At 75.4% G+C, this 18949-nt stretch carries 19 protein-coding genes; 7 read left to right on the top strand and 12 right to left on the bottom strand.

What is annotated here, in order from left to right; genetic code table 11:
* Window positions 1-17: 17 nt before the first annotated feature.
* From ACI8AX_RS00490 to ACI8AX_RS00515, 6 genes are all read right to left on the bottom strand, one after another.
* A complete protein-coding gene (locus ACI8AX_RS00490) occupies window positions 18-731 on the bottom strand; it encodes a metal-dependent hydrolase (RefSeq protein ID WP_456547825.1) in 714 nt (237 codons plus the stop codon).
* A gap of 52 nt (window positions 732-783) precedes the next feature.
* Window positions 784-2010 (bottom strand): multidrug effflux MFS transporter, encoded by a 1227-nt coding sequence (locus ACI8AX_RS00495; protein ID WP_456547826.1) that lies wholly within the window; start codon window positions 2008-2010, stop codon window positions 784-786.
* On the bottom strand, window positions 2007-2189 hold the full coding sequence (locus tag ACI8AX_RS00500; RefSeq protein ID WP_456543836.1) for a DUF6104 family protein: 183 nt from the start codon (window positions 2187-2189) through the stop codon (window positions 2007-2009). Before ACI8AX_RS00500 ends, ACI8AX_RS00495 begins: the two co-directional genes overlap by 4 nt.
* A 3-nt stretch (window positions 2190-2192) precedes the next feature.
* Complete coding sequence (locus ACI8AX_RS00505; RefSeq protein WP_456547827.1) at window positions 2193-6014, bottom strand: multifunctional oxoglutarate decarboxylase/oxoglutarate dehydrogenase thiamine pyrophosphate-binding subunit/dihydrolipoyllysine-residue succinyltransferase subunit; 3822 nt, start codon at window positions 6012-6014, stop codon at window positions 2193-2195.
* A gap of 172 nt (window positions 6015-6186) precedes the next feature.
* A complete protein-coding gene (locus tag ACI8AX_RS00510; protein ID WP_456547828.1) occupies window positions 6187-6936 on the bottom strand; it encodes an ABC transporter permease in 750 nt (249 codons plus the stop codon).
* Window positions 6933-7856: an ABC transporter ATP-binding protein gene (locus ACI8AX_RS00515; protein ID WP_456547993.1), complete on the bottom strand. Its 924-nt coding sequence runs from the start codon at window positions 7854-7856 to the stop codon at window positions 6933-6935. The genes ACI8AX_RS00510 and ACI8AX_RS00515 overlap by 4 nt, the downstream gene beginning before the upstream one ends.
* Before the next feature lie 268 nt (window positions 7857-8124).
* On the opposite strand from ACI8AX_RS00515, the gene ACI8AX_RS00520 reads away from it, so the two are divergent.
* From ACI8AX_RS00520 to ACI8AX_RS00530, 3 genes are read left to right on the top strand one after another with little or no spacing between them, the layout of a single operon-like run.
* On the top strand, window positions 8125-8583 hold the full coding sequence (locus tag ACI8AX_RS00520; RefSeq protein WP_456547829.1) for a universal stress protein: 459 nt from the start codon (window positions 8125-8127) through the stop codon (window positions 8581-8583).
* Between the two features lie 17 nt (window positions 8584-8600).
* Complete coding sequence (locus tag ACI8AX_RS00525; RefSeq protein ID WP_456547830.1) at window positions 8601-9695, top strand: adenylate/guanylate cyclase domain-containing protein; 1095 nt, start codon at window positions 8601-8603, stop codon at window positions 9693-9695.
* 24 nt (window positions 9696-9719) lie between these two features.
* A complete protein-coding gene (locus tag ACI8AX_RS00530; protein WP_456547831.1) occupies window positions 9720-11354 on the top strand; it encodes an ABC-F family ATP-binding cassette domain-containing protein in 1635 nt (544 codons plus the stop codon).
* On the opposite strand, the gene ACI8AX_RS00535 is transcribed toward ACI8AX_RS00530, so the two are convergent.
* The 4 genes from ACI8AX_RS00535 to ACI8AX_RS00550 all read right to left on the bottom strand — a co-directional run bounded on the left by ACI8AX_RS00535 (window position 11344) and on the right by ACI8AX_RS00550 (window position 14159).
* On the bottom strand, window positions 11344-12027 hold the full coding sequence (locus ACI8AX_RS00535; protein ID WP_456547832.1) for a hypothetical protein: 684 nt from the start codon (window positions 12025-12027) through the stop codon (window positions 11344-11346). The genes ACI8AX_RS00530 and ACI8AX_RS00535 overlap by 11 nt on opposite strands.
* A 90-nt stretch (window positions 12028-12117) precedes the next feature.
* Window positions 12118-12672, bottom strand: a complete 555-nt coding sequence (locus ACI8AX_RS00540; protein ID WP_456547833.1) for an N-acetyltransferase family protein — start codon at window positions 12670-12672, stop codon at window positions 12118-12120.
* A 1-nt stretch (window position 12673) separates the two neighbouring features.
* A complete protein-coding gene (locus ACI8AX_RS00545; protein ID WP_456547834.1) occupies window positions 12674-13828 on the bottom strand; it encodes an alpha/beta fold hydrolase in 1155 nt (384 codons plus the stop codon).
* A complete protein-coding gene (locus tag ACI8AX_RS00550) occupies window positions 13734-14159 on the bottom strand; it encodes a hypothetical protein (RefSeq protein ID WP_456547835.1) in 426 nt (141 codons plus the stop codon). Before ACI8AX_RS00550 ends, ACI8AX_RS00545 begins: the two co-directional genes overlap by 95 nt.
* 225 nt (window positions 14160-14384) lie before the next feature.
* Between ACI8AX_RS00550 and ACI8AX_RS00555 the strand changes: the two genes are divergently transcribed.
* Window positions 14385-15167 carry an SDR family NAD(P)-dependent oxidoreductase gene (locus ACI8AX_RS00555; protein WP_456547836.1) on the top strand — a complete coding sequence of 261 codons (783 nt, stop codon included), beginning with the start codon at window positions 14385-14387 and terminating at the stop codon, window positions 15165-15167.
* A 32-nt stretch (window positions 15168-15199) separates the two neighbouring features.
* A complete protein-coding gene (locus ACI8AX_RS00560; protein WP_456547837.1) occupies window positions 15200-15967 on the top strand; it encodes a glycoside hydrolase family 16 protein in 768 nt (255 codons plus the stop codon).
* A 33-nt stretch (window positions 15968-16000) separates the two neighbouring features.
* Here ACI8AX_RS00560 and ACI8AX_RS00565 read toward each other — a convergent pair whose 3' ends face one another.
* Complete coding sequence (locus ACI8AX_RS00565; protein ID WP_456547838.1) at window positions 16001-16894, bottom strand: alpha/beta fold hydrolase; 894 nt, start codon at window positions 16892-16894, stop codon at window positions 16001-16003.
* A 108-nt stretch (window positions 16895-17002) separates the two neighbouring features.
* On the opposite strand from ACI8AX_RS00565, the gene ACI8AX_RS00570 reads away from it, so the two are divergent.
* Together ACI8AX_RS00570 and ACI8AX_RS00575 are read left to right on the top strand one after the other, a co-directional pair.
* A complete protein-coding gene (locus tag ACI8AX_RS00570) occupies window positions 17003-17458 on the top strand; it encodes a DUF2243 domain-containing protein (RefSeq protein WP_456547839.1) in 456 nt (151 codons plus the stop codon).
* Window positions 17455-18294 (top strand): cytochrome c oxidase assembly protein, encoded by an 840-nt coding sequence (locus ACI8AX_RS00575; RefSeq protein WP_456547840.1) that lies wholly within the window; start codon window positions 17455-17457, stop codon window positions 18292-18294. Before ACI8AX_RS00570 ends, ACI8AX_RS00575 begins: the two co-directional genes overlap by 4 nt.
* Here ACI8AX_RS00575 and ACI8AX_RS00580 read toward each other — a convergent pair.
* Window positions 18239-18931 (bottom strand): NAD(P)-dependent oxidoreductase, encoded by a 693-nt coding sequence (locus ACI8AX_RS00580; protein ID WP_456547841.1) that lies wholly within the window; start codon window positions 18929-18931, stop codon window positions 18239-18241. The genes ACI8AX_RS00575 and ACI8AX_RS00580 overlap by 56 nt on opposite strands.
* Window positions 18932-18949: the final 18 nt, after the last annotated feature.

Below are 18949 nucleotides of genomic sequence, written 5' to 3' on the forward strand. Positions count from 1 at the left end.
AGGTAGCCGCGCGGTCCTCAGACGCGGGCGAGCAGGTCGCTGACCAGCGGGTCGACGGTGTCGCGGACGGCGGTGTTGGCGTAGAGGAACCACAGGGCGGCGAGCACGAACGCCGGCACGAGCACGGCCTTCTCGAGGAACGCGCCGGTGTGCATCGGGGTCAGCACCAGCCGGCAGCGGTGCAGGACCCAGATCAGCGGCACCGGGACGCCCTGGCGGGTGATCATGTCGCCGGCGATGTGCACCAGGCAGCCCAGCCCCACCGCCCAGGGCAGCCACATCGGCTGGGGCATGTGGTCGAGGAGGAGCCAGGCCCCGGCCCAGGAGAGGACCAGGTTGCCGACCACGGTGTTCTCCGCGCGGCCGGGGATGATGAAGTGCAGCGCCCGCAGCGCCAGCCCGATGGCCAGCGCCACGAACAGCAGGCTGGACCAGTAGGTCTTCGCGGCGGCCATCGCCAGCGCGCCGAAGGCCAGCGGGGCGATCAGCGCGTCGTGCGTGCCCCAGCGGTGCCCCTGCGCCAGCCGGCCGATCGCTCCGGAGGGCACGTCGGTGAGCGGGCCCCACATGTCCGAGACCGTGGAGCCGTGGGCGTCGAGGTCGGGCAGCATGGCGAAGCCGCCGACGGCGGCCACCCACGCGACCTGGGCGACCGTCCCGTCGACCGGGGCCCAGGGCAGCGACGCGGCGCCGGCGGCCAGGCCCGACAGGGCGTGGGAGTGACCGAGCACGCGCGGAGAGTGCCGCGCCGGGCGCCGCCGGCGGGGGAGGCGCGCGGGAGGCTCAGGCCTGCGGCGTCGCCGCCGGCTCGGCGACCGGCGTCCGCGCGGGGTCGGTGCGGCCGGCGAGGGCGGCGGCGGCCAGCCCGCCGAGGAGCGCGAAGCCCAGCATCACCGCGGCCATCGGCAGCAGGGTGCCGGCCGGGCCCAGGCCCGCCAGCGGGGCGCCCACCCCGGCGACGGCGAACTGGCCGACCCCGACCAGCGCCGAGGCGGTCCCGGCCGTCCGCGCGGCATCGGCCATCGCCAGGGCGGTGGCGTTGGGCAGCACCAGGCCCGTCGCGGAGACGACGACGAACAGCGCCGGCAGGACGACGGGCAGCCCGGCGCCGGCCAGGGCGGCGACGAGGAGCGCGGCCGAGCCCAGCGCCTGGGCGCCGAGGCCGGCGCGGACGAGCAGGCGCGAGCCGGTGCGGGCCACCAGCACCCGGGAGACCTGCCCGGCGAGCACGATGCCGACCCCGTTGGCCGCGAACACGAGGCTGAACTGCTGCGCGGACAGGCCGAAGCCGTCCTGCAGCACGAAGGAGGAGCCGGAGATGTAGGTGAACAGGGCGCCGAAGGCCAGGCCCTGGGAGAGGACGGCGGCGAGGAACGCGCGGCGGCGAAGCAGGCTCCGGCCGTTGCGCAGCGTGGTGCGGACCCCGCCGGGCACCCGCCGGTCCGGCGGCAGCGTCTCCGGCAGCCGCCAGGCCGCGGCCACGAGCAGGGCCAGGCCGATGCCGGCCAGCACGACGAACAGGCCGCGCCAGTCGGTGACCCGCAGCAGCTGACCGCCCACGACCGGCGCGAGGACCGGGGCGGCCCCGCCGATCGAGGCCAGGACGGCGAACACCCGCGCCGCCTCGGTGCCCTCGTACCGGTCCCGCACGATGGCCCGGGCCAGCACGATCCCGGCCGCGCCACCCAGGCCCTGCAGCAGCCGGATGGCCACCAGGACCCACACGGTGGGGGAGAGGGCGCACAGCAGGGACGCCAGCGCCCAGGCGCCCACACCCAGCAGCAGCGGCCCGCGGCGGCCGAAGCGGTCCGACAGCGGCCCGGCCACCAGCTGACCGGCGGCCAGCCCGAGGGCGACCGCCGACAGGGTCAGCTGCACCGGCGACTGGCCGGCCCGGAGGTCGTCCTCGACCGCCGGCAGCGCCGGGAGGTAGAGGTCCATCGACAGCGGCCCGAACGCCGACAGGGCGCCGAGCAGCACGAGCAGTCCCCGGGGGGAGCGGTCGCTCACTCCTCGTCGTCGTCGGTGCCGCCGCGGGCCAGCCACGTGGCCAGCCGCTCGACGGGCACCTCGAACTCCGGGTTCTGGTCGACGAAGGCCTGGAGCTGGTCGGCCAGCCAGGCGAGGGTCACCTGCTCCTCGCCCCGCCGGTCGACCAGCTCCTCCAGGCCCCTGTCCGTGAAGTACACGGGTCAGTCGGCGAAGGCCTGCGCCACGAGCTGGCGCTGCTCCACCTCGTGGACCTTGGCCGAGCCGACGGCCGGGCTGGCCGAGGCGCGGCGGCTGACCGGGCGCAGCCGCCGGCCCTCCGGCATCTCGGTGTAGAGGTTCAGGGCGATGAACTGCCAGGCGCCCATGTTCGCCGGCTCCTCCTGCACCCAGACGACGTCCGAGGCGTTCGGGTAGCGCCGCAGCTGCGCCTGGATCTGCTCGGCCGGCAGCGGGTAGAGCTGCTCCACCCGCACGACGGCGACGTCCCGGGCGCCGGTGCTCTCCCGGTGCGCCATGAGGTCGTAGGCGACCTTGCCGCTGCACAGCAGCACCCGGCGCACCGCGCCGTCGTCCAGCGGCTGCCCGCCCACCCCCGGGTCGGGCAGGACCGGCTGGAAGCCCTGGTCGGTGAACTCCGAGACCGCGCTGACCGCGGCGCGCGAGCGCAGCAGCGACTTCGGCGTGAAGACGACCAGCGGCCGGTGCACGTCCGACAGCGCCTGGCGGCGGAGCAGGTGGAAGTAGTTGCCCGGCGTCGTGCAGTTGGCGACCGTCATGTTGTTCTCGGCCGACAGCTGCAGGAACCGCTCGATCCGGCCGCTGGAGTGGTCCGGGCCCTGGCCCTCGAGGCCGTGCGGCAGCAGCAGGACCACGCCGGAGCGCTGGCCCCACTTGGCCTCACCGGAGCTGATGAACTCGTCGATGACCATCTGCGCGCCGTCGACGAAGTCGCCGAACTGCGCCTCCCACAGCACCAGCGCCTTGGGGTTGGCCACCGAGTAGCCGTACTCGAAGCCCAGCGCGGCGTACTCCGACAGCAGCGAGTCGTAGACGAAGAACTTCGCCTGGTCCTCGCCCAGGTGCAGCAGCGGGGTGTACTCGGCGGCGGTCTCCCGGTCGATGAGGACGGCGTGCCGCTGCACGAAGGTGCCGCGGCGGGAGTCCTGACCGGCCAGGCGCACCGGGATGCCCTGCATGAGCAGCGACCCGAAGGCGAGCAGCTCGCCCATCGCCCAGTCGATGCCGCCCTCGCTGACCATCGCCGCGCGCCGCTCGAGCATCTTCTGCAGCTTCGGGTGCGGGGTGAAGTCCGGCGGGAAGGAGACGTGCGCGTCGCCGATCGCCTTGAGCACCTCGGTGGAGATGGCGGTGGCGACGTCGGACTCCTGCGCCGTGCGCGGGTCCATGACCGGCTCGGGCTTGGAGGTGTCGCGGGCGTCGTGGGTCTCGGCGAAGGCCCGCTCCAGCTGGCCGCGGTAGTCCTTGAGCGCCTCCTCGGCCTCCTGCAGCGTGATGTCGCCGCGGCCGATCAGCGCCTCGGTGTAGAGCTTCCGGACCGAGCGCTTGCGGTCGATGATGTCGTACATCAGCGGCTGGGTCATCGACGGGTCGTCGCCCTCGTTGTGCCCGCGGCGGCGGTAGCAGACCAGGTCGATGACGACGTCCTTCTTGAACGCCTGCCGGTAGTCGACCGCCAGCCGCGCCACCCGCACGCAGGCCTCGGGGTCGTCGCCGTTCACGTGGAAGACCGGGGCGCCGATCATCCGCGCGACGTCGGTCGAGTAGAGGCTCGAGCGGGCCGCGGCCGGGCTGGTGGTGAAGCCGACCTGGTTGTTGATGACGACGTGCACGGTGCCGCCGGTGCGGTAACCGCGCAGCTGGGAGAGGTTCAGCGTCTCCTGGACCACGCCCTGGCCGGCGAACGCGGAGTCGCCGTGCAGCAGGACGGGCAGGACCGTGAAGCCGTTCTCGCCCTTGTCGATCATGTCCTGCTTGGCCCGGACGACGCCCTCGAGCACCGGGTTGACCGTCTCCAGGTGCGAGGGGTTGCTGGCCAGCGAGACGGCGATCTCCTTGCCGTCCTCCAGCGGGTTGCGGAAGGTCCCCTCGGCGCCCAGGTGGTACTTGACGTCGCCGGAGCCCTGGACGGTCCCCGGGTCGATGTTGCCCTCGAACTCGCCGAAGATCTTGGCGTAGCTCTTGCCGAGGACGTTGGCCAGCACGTTCAGCCGGCCGCGGTGGGCCATGCCGATGGCGACCTCGTCCAGCTGGTGGTCGGTGGAGGCGATGAGCACCTCGTCGAGCAGCGGGATGACCGACTCGCCGCCCTCGAGGCTGAACCGCTTCTGGCCGACGTACTTGGTCTGCAGGAAGGTCTCGAACGCCTCAGCGGCGTTCAGCCGCCCGAGGACGTGCTTCTGCTTCTCCCGGTCGGGCTGCTCGGCCTTGAGCTCGACCCGCTTCTGGATCCACTCGCGCTCCTCGGGGTCGGTGATGTGCATGTACTCCACGCCGACCGTGCGGCAGTAGGAGTTGCGCAGCACGCCGAGGATGTCGCGCAGGGCCATCATCCGCTCGCCGGCGAAGCCGCCGACGGGGAACGTGCGGTCGAGGTCCCAGAGGGTCAGCCCGTGCTGGAGGATGTCCAGGTCGGGGTGGGTGCGGACCTTGAACTCGAGCGGGTCGGTGTCGGCCATGAGGTGGCCGTTGCGCCGGTAGGCCTCGATGACCTCGATGACCCGGGCTTCCTTGTCGATCTGCCCCTCGCGGCTGACCCGCACGTCGGGCATCCAGCGCACCGGCTCGTAGGGGATGCGCAGCGACCGGAAGACGTCGTCGTAGAAGCCGTCCTCGCCCAGCAGCAGCGCGTGCAGCCGGCGGAGGAAGTCGCCGGACTCGGCGCCCTGGATGATCCGGTGGTCGTACGTCGAGGTCAGCGTGATGATCTTGGAGACGCCGAGGTCGGTGAGGGCCTCGGGGCTCATCCCCTGGAACTCGGCCGGGTACTCCATGGCCCCGACGCCGATGATCGCGCCCTGGCCGGCGGTCAGCCGCGGCACCGAGTGGTTGGTGCCGATCGTGCCCGGGTTGGTCAGGCTGATGGTGGTGCCCTGGAAGTCCTCGAGGGTCAGCTTGTTCTGCCGGGCGCGGCGGATGACGTCCTCGTAGGCCGCCCAGAACTGGGCGAAGTCCATGGTCTCGGCGGCCTTGATGGAGGCCACGACCAGCGACCGGGAGCCGTCGGGCTTGGGCAGGTCGATCGCCAGGCCGAAGTTGACGTGCTCGGGCTGGACCAGCACCGGCTTGCCGTCGACCTCGGCGAAGGCGTTGTTCATGTTCGGGAAGTCGTCCAGCGCCCGGACCAGCGCGTAGCCGATCAGGTGCGTGAAGGAGACCTTCCCGCCGCGGGCGCGGGCGAGGTGGTTGTTGACGACGATCCGGTTGTCGGCGAGCAGCTTCGCCGGCACCGCGCGCACGCTGGTGGCCGTCGGGACGGTCAGCGAGGCGTTCATGTTCTTCACGACGCTGGCCGCGGCGCCGCGCAGCGGGGACTGCTTCGGCCCCTCGCCGGTGGCGGCCGGCTGCTTCTTGGCCGGCTGGGGCGCCGGCGCGGCCTTCTGCTGCTGGTCGGTGCGGTCGGCGGCACGGGCGACCACGGTGGCCTCGGTCTTCGGCTCGATGCCGACGGCGGGGGCCGCGGGCGCGGGCCTCGCGGCCGGCTTGGCGGCGTTGCCGGCGGCGGGCTCCGCCGGCTCGGCTGCCGGGGCCGCCTGCTGCGCCGGGGCCGAGGGCTGCTGCGCCGCCGGCTCCGGCGCGGGCGCCGGGGGCTGCTCGCGGTCGTCGCCGGCCGACACGGGGCTGCCCGGCCGGTAGTCGGCGAAGAAGTCGTGCCAGGCCTGGTCCACGCTGGACGGGTCGGCGAGGTACTGCTGGTACATCTCCTCGACCAGCCACTCGTTGGTGCCGAAGCCGGCCACCGCGGAGGACGGGGAGGAGGAGGTGGACGGCCGGGAGGGGCTCACGCTTGACACGGGGTCGAGTGCCTTCTTCGCATCGGTTGGACGTGTCTGGACCGGTGTCCGACTCTACGCCCGCCGGTTGCTCCGGACCGGCGGGCGTCGGGGCGGCCCGGCCGCACGTGACCAGCGGGGCCGCTGGGGCACGGCGACCCCGCCCCACCCGGCCGCGGCGGCCTCAGACCACGTCGCGGCGGCTGGCCAGCACGGTGCCCACGAGCGCGGCGACGAGCCCGTAGGCCAGCAGCAGCACCGCCCCCTGCCAGGGCTCGAGCAGGTCGGGGGCCTCGAAGTCGGAGGTGATGGCCTGCACCGCGCCGCCGGGCAGCCACTTGTAGGCCCCCGAGATCGCGCCGATGGAGGCGACGATCGGCTCGACGACGTTGAGGTAGACCAGCGAGCCGACGATCGCCCCGACCTGGTTGCGCACCAGGGCGCCGACCCCGACGCCGATCACGGTGAACACCACGAGGACCAGCCCGGAGGCGGCCAGCGTGCGCAGGTTGTCCCCGCCGAGGGACGGCGCCCCGCCCCGCGCGCCGGCGTACAGCTGGACGACGACGACGGTCACCACGAGGACGACCAGCGCCATGGGCACCGCGACGAGGGCGTAGGCGAGCACCTTGGCGGCGATGACGCGGCCGCGGCGGGGTGTGGTCAGGAAGGTGGGCGTCGCCGTCCGGTGCCGGTACTCCTGGGTCATCCCGATGATCCCCAGGATGAGGAGGAAGACACTGGCGTTGGCCGCCACCGAGAAGACGAGCTCCTCGAACTGGTCGCTGCCCAGCGCAGGCAGCCCCTCCTCGCCGGCCAGCCCGGTGAACAGCGCGGCGAAGCCGCCGGCCAGGGCGCACGCGCCGAGCAGCATGCCCAGCCACGTCCGCGTCGTGAACAGCTTGGTCCACTCGGACCGCACCAGCGCGCTCATCGGAGGTCCCCCTCGGTCCGGGCGCTGCCGGCGGGTGCGGCGGCGTACTGCTCGGTGCCGCTGGTGAGCTGGAAGTAGATCTGCTCCAGGCCGCTGGACCGGGAGGCCAGCTCGTGCAGCTCGACCCCGGCGGCGAACGCGGTCGCGCCCACCTGGTCGGTGGTCGCGCCGGTGACGGTGAGCCGGGTGCCGTCCTCGACGGCGACGGAGCGGCCCGGGCCCTCCAGCAGCGGGGCGAGGCGCGCGGCCTCGGGGCTGCGGACGACGACGCTGCCTGCTCCCTCCGCGCCCGCCCGCAGCTCGGCGATCGAGCCCTCGCGGACGAGCCGGCCCGCGCCGACGATCACCACCCGGTCGACGGTCTGCTCGACCTCGGCCAGGAGGTGGCTGGAGACCAGGACGGTCCGCCCCTCCACGTGTGCGAGGTGGCGCAGGAAGCCGCGCAGCCACTGGATGCCCTCGGGGTCCAGCCCGTTGGCCGGCTCGTCGAGGACCAGCACCGCCGGGTCCCCGAGCAGCGCGGTCGCGAGGGCCAGCCGCTGCCGCATGCCGAGGGAGTAGCCCCCGGCGCGGCGGCCGCCCGCGTCGGCGAGGCCGACCTGGTGCAGCACCTCGTCGGCGCGGGTGAGCGGGAAGCCGGCGGCCCGGCAGTAGACGCGCAGGTGGTTGCGGCCCGACCGCGCGGGGTGGAAGGCCGTCTCCAAGACCGCGCCCACCGTCCGGGTCGGCTCGGGCAGGTCGCGGTAGGGGCGGCCGTTGAAGGTCGCCCCGCCGCTGTCGGCCACGAGCAGGCCCAGGGCCATCCGCAGCGTCGTCGTCTTGCCCGCCCCGTTGGGTCCGAGGAAGCCGGTCACCGACCCCGGCTCGACCGTGAAGCTCAGGTCGTCGACGGCCCGGACGGCGCCGAAGGTCTTGGTCAGCCCGGTGACCTCGACCCGGACCGGGTCGTGGGGGACCGGGCTCCCGGTGGTGGTGCTGCCGGTGGCGGTGCTGCCCGTGGCGATGACGCCCTCCTCGGGGGGCTCGGGGGACTGGCGTGATCATCCAACCGCACCGGCGGAGCTTCTTGCGAACAGTTCGCGAAGAGTTCGCCGTGTCCTGCCGCTCCCGTCCTCGTTGCACCGGGCGCGCAGGGCTCGCCGGTCACCTACAGTCCGGCGACGGGTCGACAGAGCGGAGCGGGCGGACGTGAGCGGGTATCGCACGGTGGTCGTCGGGACGGACGGCTCGGAGTCGTCGTTGCGGGCCGTGGACCGGGCCGGGGCCCTGGCGGGCGCGTGCGGCGCGCAGCTGGTCATCGCCTGCGCCTACCTGCCGACCGAGACCGACGACCGCGAGCTCACCCGCGCCCAGGACGTGCTCGGCGACGAGGCCTACCAGGTGGTCGGCTCGTCACCGGCCGACGAGACGGTGCGGGCGGCCGCCGAGCGGGCCGCGTCGGCCGGCGCCGGCCAGGTGCGGTCGGTGGCGGTCGCCGGCTCGCCGGTGGAGGTGCTGATGGAGGTCGTGCGGCGCGAGGAGGCCGACCTGCTGGTCGTCGGCAACCGCGGCCTGAACAGCGTCAAGGGCCGGCTGCTGGGATCGGTGCCGGCCGACGCCACCCGCCGGTCGGGCTGCGACGTGCTCGTCGTCCACACGACCGGCTGAGCTCCGGGCGGTCGGCGGTGGACGAGCCGGGTGCCGACCCGGGCGGGCAGGCCCGCGACGCCCTGGAGCGGCTGCTGCTCGGCGGTCCCCGCCGCTGGACCCGGCACCAGGTGGCGGAGATGGCCGGGATGCCGCCGGCGCGCACGCAGCGGCTGTGGCGGGCGCTGGGCTTCCCGGACGTCGCCGACGACGCCGTCGTCTTCACCGACGCCGACGTGCACGCCCTGGGCCTGCTGTCGTCGCTCATCGACGCCGGGTTCGTCGACGAGAACACCGAGGCCTCCATCGCGCGGGCGCTGGCCCAGGCGCTGTCGCGGCTGGCCGACTGGCAGGCCGACCTGCTCGCCGAGACCCTCGTCCGGACCGCCGGGGGTACCGGGGATCTCGACGTCGACCGGGTGATCGAGGCCGCCCAGCGGCTGCTGCCGGTGCTGCGCGCGGTGCAGGACTACGTCTGGCGCCGGCACCTCGCCGCCAACGCCGAGCGGCTGCAGGCCACCGGCGGCGTGGGCGGGGACCGCCGCGAGCTCGCCGTCGGCTTCGCCGACCTGGTCGGCTACACCTCGCGCAGCCGCGGCATGGGCGGCCGGGAGCTCGGCGCCATGATCGAGGACTTCGAGTCGATCGCCGCCGAGGTCGTCGCCCGGCGGGCCGGCCGGGTGGTCAAGACGGTCGGGGACGGCGTCCTGTTCACCGCGACGACGGCGGCCGCGGCGGCCGAGATCGCCCTGGACCTGCCCGAGGCCTGGGACGCCCCGGACCGGCCGCCGCTGCGCGTGGGGGCCGCGTACGGGACCGTGCTGACCCACCTCGGCGACGTCTACTCACCGGTGGTGAACCTGGCCAGCCGGCTCACCTCGGTGGCCCGGCACGGCACCGTGCTCGTCGACCGGGAGCTCGCCCGCCGCCTGCGCGGACTGCCCGCCTACCGGGTGCGGCCGCTGCGCCGGGTGTCGGTGCGCGGCTACGACCACCTGCAGCCGTGGCTGCTGCGCCGCCGTCCGCCCGGCGAGGAGGACCCGGCCTTCGAGGGGATGCTCGACGAGATCGCCGACGACGTCCTCGAGCAGGAGGAGGACGACGACCCGGCGGACGAGCGCGAACCCGGTTGAGCCGCCCTGGCAGGCTGGTGTCCCGTGAGCGCCACCCTCGTCGCCCGGGAGCTGGCCGCCGGCCACGGCGCCCGCGTCCTGTTCTCCGGTCTCGACCTCGTGGTCGCCCCGGGTGACGTCGTGGGGCTGGTCGGCGTCAACGGCGCCGGCAAGTCGACCCTGCTGCGCATCCTCGCCGGCGAGCTGCCCGCCGAGTCCGGCAGCATCGCGCTGAGCCCGCCGCACGCGACCGTGGGCCACCTGCCGCAGGAGACCGAGCGGCGGCCGGGGGAGACCGTCGCCGGGCTGCTGGCCCGGCGGACCGGTGTGGCCGCGGCCCAGGCCGCGATGGAGGCCGCGACCGAGCGGCTCACCGCGGGCGAGCCCGGGGCCGACGACGAGTACGCCGAGGCGCTGGAGCGCTGGCTGGCGCTCGGCGGGGCCGACCTGGACGAGCGGGCGGAGCAGGTGGTGGCCGAGGTCGCCCCCGGCGTCGCGCTGGACGCGGTCACCGCGGGGCTGTCCGGCGGGCAGGCCGCGCGGGTGGGCCTGGCCGCGCTGCTGCTGTCCCGCTACGACGTCCTGCTGCTCGACGAGCCGACCAACGACCTGGACCTGGCCGGGCTGGACCAGCTCGAGCGCTTCGTCACCGGCGCGCGCAGCGGCGTCGTGGTGGTCAGCCACGACCGGGAGTTCCTGGCGCGGACGGTCACCCGGGTCGTCGAGCTGGACCTGGCGCAGCAGCTGGTCCGGGTGCACGACGGGGGCTACGAGAGCTACCTCGTGGAGCGGGAGGTCGCCCGCCGGCACGCCCGCGAGGAGTACGAGGAGTACGCCGACACGAAGGCGGAGCTCGAGGCGCGGGCGCGGATGCAGCGCAACTGGCTGGCCAAGGGCGTGCGGGACGCGGTCAAGAAGAAGAAGGACCCCGACAAGCACATCGTGGCCCACAACCGGTCGACCGCGGAGAAGCAGGGCGCCAAGGCCAAGCAGACCGAGCGGCGGATCGAGCGGCTGGAGGTGGTCGAGGAGCCCCGCAAGGAGTGGGAGCTGCGGATGGAGATCGCCGCGGCGCCGCGGGCGGGAGCGGTCGTGGCGACGCTGCGCGGCGCCGTCGTCCGGCGGGGCGGCTTCACCCTCGGCCCGGTGGACCTGCAGGTCGACTGGGGGGACCGGGTGGCGATCACCGGCCCCAACGGCTCCGGCAAGACGACGCTGCTGGCCGCCCTGCTCGGCCGGGTCGCGCTCGACGAGGGCAGCGGGTCGCTCGGCCCGGCGGTGCGGATCGGCGAGATCGACCAGGCCCGCGGCCGCTTCGTGGGCCCCGAGCCGCTGCTCGACGTCTTCTCGGCCGAGGTGCCCGACCGGCCGACCGCCGAGGTGCGCACGCTCCTGGCCAAGTTCGGGCTCGTGGCCGACCACGTGCTGCGCCCGGCCGAGACGCTCTCGCCGGGGGAGCGCACCCGCGCCGGGCTGGCGCTGCTGCAGGCGCGCGGGGTCAACGTGCTGGTGCTCGACGAGCCGACCAACCACCTGGACCTGCCGGCCATCGAGCAGCTGGAGCAGGCGCTGGCCGGTTACCGCGGCACGCTGCTGCTGGTGACGCACGACCGCCGGATGCTGGAGGCGGTCGACACGACCCGCCGCCTCGACGTCCGGGAGGGGCGGGTCACCGAGTAGCAGGACCCCGCTGCCCGCCACCCCTCGCAGGCTCGGGGCGGGCCCCTGCAGCCAGGCCACCGGGGAGTGCGGTCAGCGCGCGGCGGGCGCCGTCGGCCAGCGCCGCCGGGTCCCCGGTCGCGCCCGCCACCTCGGGCAGCAGGTGCAGCTCCACGACCGTGACCCCGGCGCCCGGCCGGCTCCGCACGGCGACCGGGCACACGGGGGCACCGGTGGCCGCGGCGGCCGCGAAGCCGGCGGGGGACAGGCGGCCGTCGGCGCCGGGCCGCACGGTCACCGTCGTGCCGGCGCGCAGGGCGGCGGCGATCGCGTCGGCCGACGCCGGCAGCACCGGCAGCCGCAGGGCGCGGGCGTGCCGGCCGGGGCGGCCCTCGACGGCGACGGTCCCGGGGACGGCGGTGGTCAGTGCCAGGTGGGCGAGGTCGGAGCGGGAGTCGGCGACCACGAGGACGCCGGGGGAGCCGGGCCGCACGCGGGGCCAGGCGACCAGCGGCGCCTGCACGCGCACCCGGACGCCGAGTGCGGTCAGCAGGCGGGCGGCGCCGCACACGGCGGCGCGGCGGGAGGTGCCCGGCCGCAGCCCGGCGCCGGCCAGTACGGCGGCGGTGCGGAGCCGGCGGAGGCGGGGGGCGGCGGGCTCGGGGGCGGCGGGCGCGATCAGCGTCGGGCTCACGCCGAGCAGCGTCGGTGGCCGAGGTGTCGGGCCGGTGACGGCACGGGGACGGTCGCGATGACCTCCGACGACGGCTGTGCGCCGGTGAGGTCAGGCAGGACCGTCGCCCAGCGCCTCGGCCAGGCCGACGGCGTCCATCCCGGCCCAGGTGTCGCCGACGTGGTGTGCCAGCACCATCAGGTCGCGCAGCCGGCCCTCGCGGTCGCGGACGTGGTCGACGAGGACGGCCTCCCCGCGGAACCCCAGCCCGGTGAACAGGGCGAGCGCCGCGCCCTGCTCCGCCATCACCTCGACGACGATCTTGGTGAGGCCGGCCGACACCGCCTGCACCAGGGCGTGGCGCGCGAGGTCGCGGCCGAGCCCGGAGCCACGGGCGGCGGGCGCGACGACCAGCCGCAGCCGGCCGACGTGGTCCGACCACCCGGGCAGCGGGCGGACGGCGACGTAGCCGGTCACCACCGCGCCGTCGGAGCCCTCGTCGACCGCGACCCACCGGGAGCCGCCGCCCTCGCCGCGCGCCCACGCGCGGACGACGTCGGGGTCGGTGACCTCCTCCTCGATGAAGGTGAGGTCGCCCTCGGGCAGCTCGCGGAAGAACCGCAGGAGCGCCTCGCAGTGCTCCGGGCGCAGGTCGGTGAGGGCCACGTCAGGCCTCGGCGGCGGCGTCGGGGCGGACGGAGTCGGCGGGGGCGACCTCGTCGCTGCGCCGCCGCAGGAAGTCGAGGATGGTCGGCACCGTCGTCCGCGCCGCCGTCCGCCCGACCACCAGGCCCATGTGCCCGGCCGGCAGCCGCAGCTCGTGCTTGTCCTCGGAGCCGACGAGGTCGATCAGCGGGGCGGTCGCGTCCGGCGGCACGATGTGGTCGCGGTCGGCCCGGACGGTGAGGAACGGGACCCGGACGTCGCGCAGGTGGACGCGGTCGCCGGCCACGGTCAGCCGGTCGGTGACCATGCCGTTGTCGCGCACGAGCATCCGCACCGTCTCGCGCGCGGCGGCGCCAGGGAAGGGCACGTGGTCGTCGGCCCAGCCGGTCATCGCCTGGTAGGAGTTCACGTACTCGTCGTTCCACAGCCGTTCCCAGAGGGTCACGTACCGGGTGACCTCCGCCGTCGGCGTCAGCGACCGGAAGCCCTGGACGACGACCCGTGGCGGGACGTTGCCGTCGGCGTCGACGACCTGGTCGACCTCCAGCCCGCCGACGCGGAACACGTCGGCCAGCGGCCCCATGTGCCGGAAGTCGACCGGCGTGGCCAGCACGGTGAGGCTGCGCAGCGGCGCGTCGGGGTGGTGGGCGGCGTACAGCAGGGAGAGGTCGCCACCGAAGCAGTAGCCGAAGAGGTTGACCTCGCCGCAGCCGGAGATCTCCAGCACCCGGTCGACCGCCGCCGGGACGTAGTCGTCCACGTAGTCCTCGAGCCGGTTCTCCGCGTCCCGTTCGTCCGGCTCGCCCCAGTCCAGCATGTACACGTCGAAGCCCGCGTCGAGCAGCTGCTCGACGAAGCTGTTGCCGGGCTGCAGGTCCAGGATGTAGCTGCGGCTGACCAGGCTGAACACGATCAGCAGCGGTGGGGAGTACCGCACGCCGCCGTTGCCCTCGAGGTCGTTGCGGTAGTGCCACAGCTGGGTGCGCCCGCGCTGCCAGACGACGTCCTTCGGCGTGCAGCCCACGCCGGGCCGGTCGACGCCGGCGACCAGCCTGATCCCGTTACGGGCGCGGAGGGCGTTGCGCTCGACGTCGCGGCGGACCCGGTCGAGGACCGTCCGCGGGTCCGGCAGAGGGGGCCTGGGCAGGGGAGGCATCGGGCTCCTCGTCGGGGGTGGGGCTGCCGGCGGTCGGGCGGCCGGGGCGGCGCCGCTCGTTCTCCAGCTGCAGGGTCAGCCGGCGGACCTCCCGGTCCAGCGCGCCGAGCTGCGCGCGCAGGCGGGCCACGTCACTGCCGGCCGGCAGGTTGACCAGGTGCCAGGCCCGCGCGGAGACGTCCCGGGCGGTGTCGCGGGCCAGCACCTGCGCCCGTCGGAGCAGGGTCACCCCGAGGGCGAAGCCGGGGGTGCGCACCAGCCGGTCGGCGTGCGGGGTGACCCGCTGCTCGGCGGCGTCGAACGCCTGCCGCCACCGCGGCGGGCCGCTCACGGCCCCACCGCCACGGGCGCCCCGACCGCGCAGCGGTCGCCGTGGGCCCCGGCGGTGTCGACGACGTGCTGCGCGAGGTCGCTCATCGGGACTCCTCCCTCGGGAGGACCGGGCCCTACCCAGAGCCCGGTGTGGTCTACCGCACACGACTCGCCGCCCGCGGTGGCGCGCTCCCCCGGAGGGCGACAGGCTCGGGGGGAGGCGGCACCGACGAAGGGGACACGCGTGGCGGACGAGGGCGTCGACCAGAACGTGCTGGACATGTTCCGGCTCGACGGGAAGGTGGCGATCGTGACGGGGGCGTCGTCCGGTCTCGGCGTCGTCTTCGCGCGGGCGCTGGCGCAGGCCGGTGCCGACGTGGCGCTCGGCGCGCGGCGCGAGGACCGGCTGACCGCCACCCGCGAGGCGGTCGAGGCGGCCGGCCGGCGGGCGATCACCGTGCGCACCGACGTCTCCAGCCCCGAGGACTGCCAGGCGCTGGTCGACGCGACGATCGCCGAGTTCGGCCGGGTCGACGTGCTGGTCAACAACGCGGGCATCGGCACCGCGGTGCCGGCCACGCGCGAGACGCCCGAGCAGTTCCGCTCGGTCATCGACGTCAACCTCAACGGCTGCTACTGGATGGCCCAGGCGTGCGGGCGGGTGATGCAGCCGGGCAGCTCCATCGTGAACATCTCGAGCATCCTGGGGCTGACCACCGCCGGGCTGCCGCAGGCCGCCTACGCCGCCAGCAAGGCCGGCCTGATCGGGCTGACCCGTGACCTCGCGCAGCAGTGGACCGGCCGCAAGGGCATCCGCGTCAACGCCCTGGCCCCGGGCTTCTTCGACTCCGAGATGACCGAGCAGTACCCCGAGGGCTACATCGACCAGCAGCTGGGCCGGGTGCTGGTCGGCCGGCCGGGCGACCCGATGGAGCTCGCCGCCGCCCTGGTCTTCCTGGTCAGCGCGGCCGGCGGCTACGTCACCGGCACGACCATCCCGGTCGAGGGCGGCCTGCTCACCAGTTGAGCGCTGTCGGTGGCGCCTCCTACGGTGCCGCCGTGCCCGACACCCTGGACGAGCGGTTCCCCGGCCACGACCTCGACCTCGACGTCTGGTTCCCGTACTACCTGCCGCACTGGAGCTCGCGGGCGCAGTCGGCGGCGACGTACGAGGTGGGGGACGGCGAGCTGCGGCTGACGATCCCCGCCGACCAGCCGCTGTGGTGCCCCGACCTGCACGCGGAGCCGCTGCGGGTCTCCTGCCTCCAGACGGCCTGCCTGGCCGGCCCGCTCGGCAGCACCAGCGGGCAGCAGCCCTTCGCCGAGGGGCTGGTCGTGCGCGAGGAGCAACCCGACTTCCGCGGGCTCACGCCCACCCACGGCCACCTCGAGGCGACCATGCGGGCCACGGTCACCGACCGGTCGATGTTCGCCTTCTGGCTGTCGGGCATCGAGGACGTGCCGGAGCACTCCGGCGAGATCTGCGTGGCGGAGGTGTTCGGCGACACCGTCACCGAGGGGACGGCGGCGGTCGGCATGGGCCTGCACCGCTTCCGCGACCCCCGGCTGACCGAGGAGTTCGCGGCCGAGCCGATGGCCCTCGACGTCAGCCGGGACCACACCTACGCCGTCGACTGGTCGCCCGGCGCGCTGGTGTTCAGCGTCGACGGCGAGGTGGTCCGCCGGGTCGGCCAGGCCCCCGACTACCCCGTGCAGCTGATGCTCGGGGTGTTCGACTTCCCGGCCAAGGCCCCGGCCGGGCAGACCGGGGTGCCGGTGCCCGAGCTGGTCGTCTCCTCGGTCGTCGTCCGCCCGCTGCCGGGCTGACCCGGCGTCAGCGGGCGGCCTCGGCGGGCGGCCTCAGCGGGCGGCCTCGCCCCGCTCCACGAGCCCGGCGATCCGGTCGACCAGGTCGCCCCACAGCTCGCGCGGCAGGTCGTGGCCCATGCCCTCGACCACCCACAGCTCCGCGCCGGGGATCGCCGCCGCGGTCGCGCGCCCGCCGCTGACGTCGACCAGCGTGTCCTGCGCGCCGTGGACGACCAGCGTCGGCACCGCGATCTCGCCCAGGTGCGGCGTGCGGTCGTCGGTGGTGAGGATCGCCGCGAGCTGGCGGGCGACGCCGGCCGGGTCGTGGGCCCGGTCGAAGGAGAGGCCGGCCCGCTCGCGCAGGGACTCCTCGTCGAACTCGAAGCCGGGGGAGCCGATGACCCGGTAGGTGTCGACCGCCCGCTGCAGCGCCTCCTCGCGGGTGCGCGCCGCCGGGGCCAGCAGCACGCCGAGGGCCACCTCGGCCGGGCTGCCGACGCTGCGGTCACCGGTCGTCGACATGATCGAGGTCAGGCTGCGCACCCGCTGCGGGTGCCGGATGGCCAGCATCTGGGCGATCATCCCGCCCATCGAGGCGCCGACCACGTGCGCGCTGTCCCAGCCGAGGGCGTCGAGCAGGCCCGCGGTGTCGTCGGCCATGTCGGCGAGGGCGTAGGGCGCGGTGCCGGTGCCGGCGAGCAGCGACACCACGTCGGGGGCGCCGGCGTCGTCGAGGTGGGTGGACAGCCCGATGTCGCGGTTGTCGAACCGGACGACGTGCAGTCCGCGCGCCGCCAGCGCCTCGCAGAACCCGTCCGGCCAGCCGACCATCTGCGTCGCCAGCCCCATGACCAGCAGCAGCGGGGTGTCCCCGGGCGACCCGAAGCTCTCGTAGGCGATCTCGACGTCCCCGACGCTGGTGCGCTGCACCCCGTTGTGCTCCATGCCCCGGACGTTAACCGGATGCCGGTCGGGCCGGTCCACCGGCTGTAGCAGGACGCGGGCGGCGGTGTGGCGGCGCCGTGGCCGGGCACCCCGCAGGACGTGACCGCCGTGCCGCGCCCACTCGCCCGCCGCCGCTCGCTGCTGACCGGGGCGATGCTCGGCGTCGGCGTCATGGCGGCGGCGGACGTCGTCGTCTTCCACCTGGTGCTGGGCTGGCACCACTTCTACGACCGGTCGAGCACCGCCGTCGGGCTGCTGTCGGACGGGCTGCTGCAGACGGTCTACCTGGTGCTCCTCGTCGCCGGCGCCTTCCGGCTGGCGGACGCGCGGCGGGCCGGCGCGCTGGCTCACCGGTCGGCCGTCGCCGGGTTCGTCACCGGCCTCGGCGCGTTCCAGCTGTTCGACGGGCTGGTCGACCACAAGGTGTTCCGGCTGCACCAGGTGCGCTACGGCGTCGACCTGCTGCCCTACGACCTCGCCTGGATCGGCGGCTCGGTGCTGCTGCTCGGAGCCGGGACGGCGCTGGTGCTCGCCTCGCGCGGCGAGGGACGCGACCCGGCGTGACCGGCGCGCTCGCCGCAGGATGGCTGCTCGCCGGGGGCGCGGCGCTGCTGCCCGCCGCCCTCTACCTGGCCGGGGTCCGCGTGCGCCGGGACGGCGGCCGTGACTGGCCGACCGGGCGGACGGCGGCGTGGCTGCTCGGCTGCCTGCTCGTCGGCGTCGCGCTCGCCCCGCCGCTCGAGGAGGCCGCCGCGGGTGCCTCCGGCCACGTGGTCCAGCACCTCATCCTGGGCGCCGCGGCGCCGTTGGCCCTGGTCCTCGGCGCGCCGCTGACCGTGCTGCTCGGCGCGCTGACCCCGGCCGCGCGGCGGCCGCTCGCCGTCGCCCTGCACGCGCCCGCGCTGCGCGTGCTCACGCACCCGGGCACCGGCGCCGTCCTCACCGCCGGCGGCCTGTACCTGCTCCACCTCACCCCGCTGTACGCGCTGAGCACCCGCTCGGAGGCCGTGCACGCGCTAGTGCACGGCCACCTGCTGGCCGCCGGCTGCCTGTTCGCCTGGGCGGTGGCCGGCCCGGATCCCGCGCCGCGGCGGCCGGGCACCCGCGTGCGCGTGGCGGCCGTCGTCGCGGCCGGCGGAGCCCACGCGGTGCTGGCCCAGCTGCTGTACGCCCGCGCGGGGGAGCTGCCCCCGGGTGCGCGGCTCGGCGCACGGGAGGTCGAGGTGGCCGCCCAGGTCATGTACCACGGCGGCCACCTCGCCGACCTCGCCCTGCTCGTGGCGCTGTTCGCCGCCCGGTACCGCCGCAGCGCCCGCCGCCGGGGGACCCCGGTCCCCGGCGCCGTCACCCCGCGACGAGGGTCCGTTCCCGCCGCCGCGACCGCCGGGGAGCCGGGCTGACCCCCGACACGGCGAGCGTCGCGCCCGCCAGGGCCGGGTCCGCCACCGTGCCGGCGAGCACGCCGCCCACCGCCGCGCGGGAGACCCGCCAGCCCTGCACGTCGCCCGCCGGTGAGCACGTGGCCTCCTCCGCGCCGTCGGTGAGGTAGACCGGCTGGACGACCGTCCACTCCAGGCCGCTGGCCCGCACCAGCTCCTCCTGCCGCTCGTGGTCGGCGATCTGCGGGCGCAGCAGCGCCGCGAACACCAGCCGGCTCGACAGCGGCAGCCGGTCGCGGGTCGGCCCGACCCCGTACGACGACTGCACCACCAGCCGCCCGACCCCGTGCTCCCGCATGGCCCGCACCACCGCCGCCGTGCCACGCGAGCGCACGTCGGCGGCGGTCCCGGCGGCGCCGCGCAGCCGCACCCGCAGCGCGCTCTCGCTGATCCCGAGCGTGACGACGACGGCGTCCTGGCCGCGCACCGCCCGGTCGACGTCGGCCGCGACCGTGGCGTCGCCGTCCACCGTGCGGAGACCGGGGAACGCCGACGACGCCCGCCGCGCGAACGCCGTCACCTCGTGCCCGCCGTCCTGCAGCGCCCGCACCGCCGCTCGTCCCGAGCCGCCCGTCGCCCCCACCACCAGCACCCGCATGACCGTCTCCTCCGCCTC

The organism is Blastococcus sp. SYSU D00813 (genome assembly GCF_054050735.1).

Bases quoted from the DNA above. Each gene is read 5' to 3' on its own strand.
- ACI8AX_RS00545 (WP_456547834.1), bottom strand. From the start codon at position 13,828: ATGCCTCCCCTGCCCAGGCCCCCTCTGCCGGACCCGCGGACGGTCCTC.
- ACI8AX_RS00510 (WP_456547828.1), bottom strand. From the start codon at position 6,936: ATGAGCGCGCTGGTGCGGTCCGAGTGGACCAAGCTGTTCACGACGCGG.
- ACI8AX_RS00580 (WP_456547841.1), bottom strand. From the start codon at position 18,931: ATGCGGGTGCTGGTGGTGGGGGCGACGGGCGGCTCGGGACGAGCGGCG.
- ACI8AX_RS00565 (WP_456547838.1), bottom strand. From the start codon at position 16,894: ATGGAGCACAACGGGGTGCAGCGCACCAGCGTCGGGGACGTCGAGATC.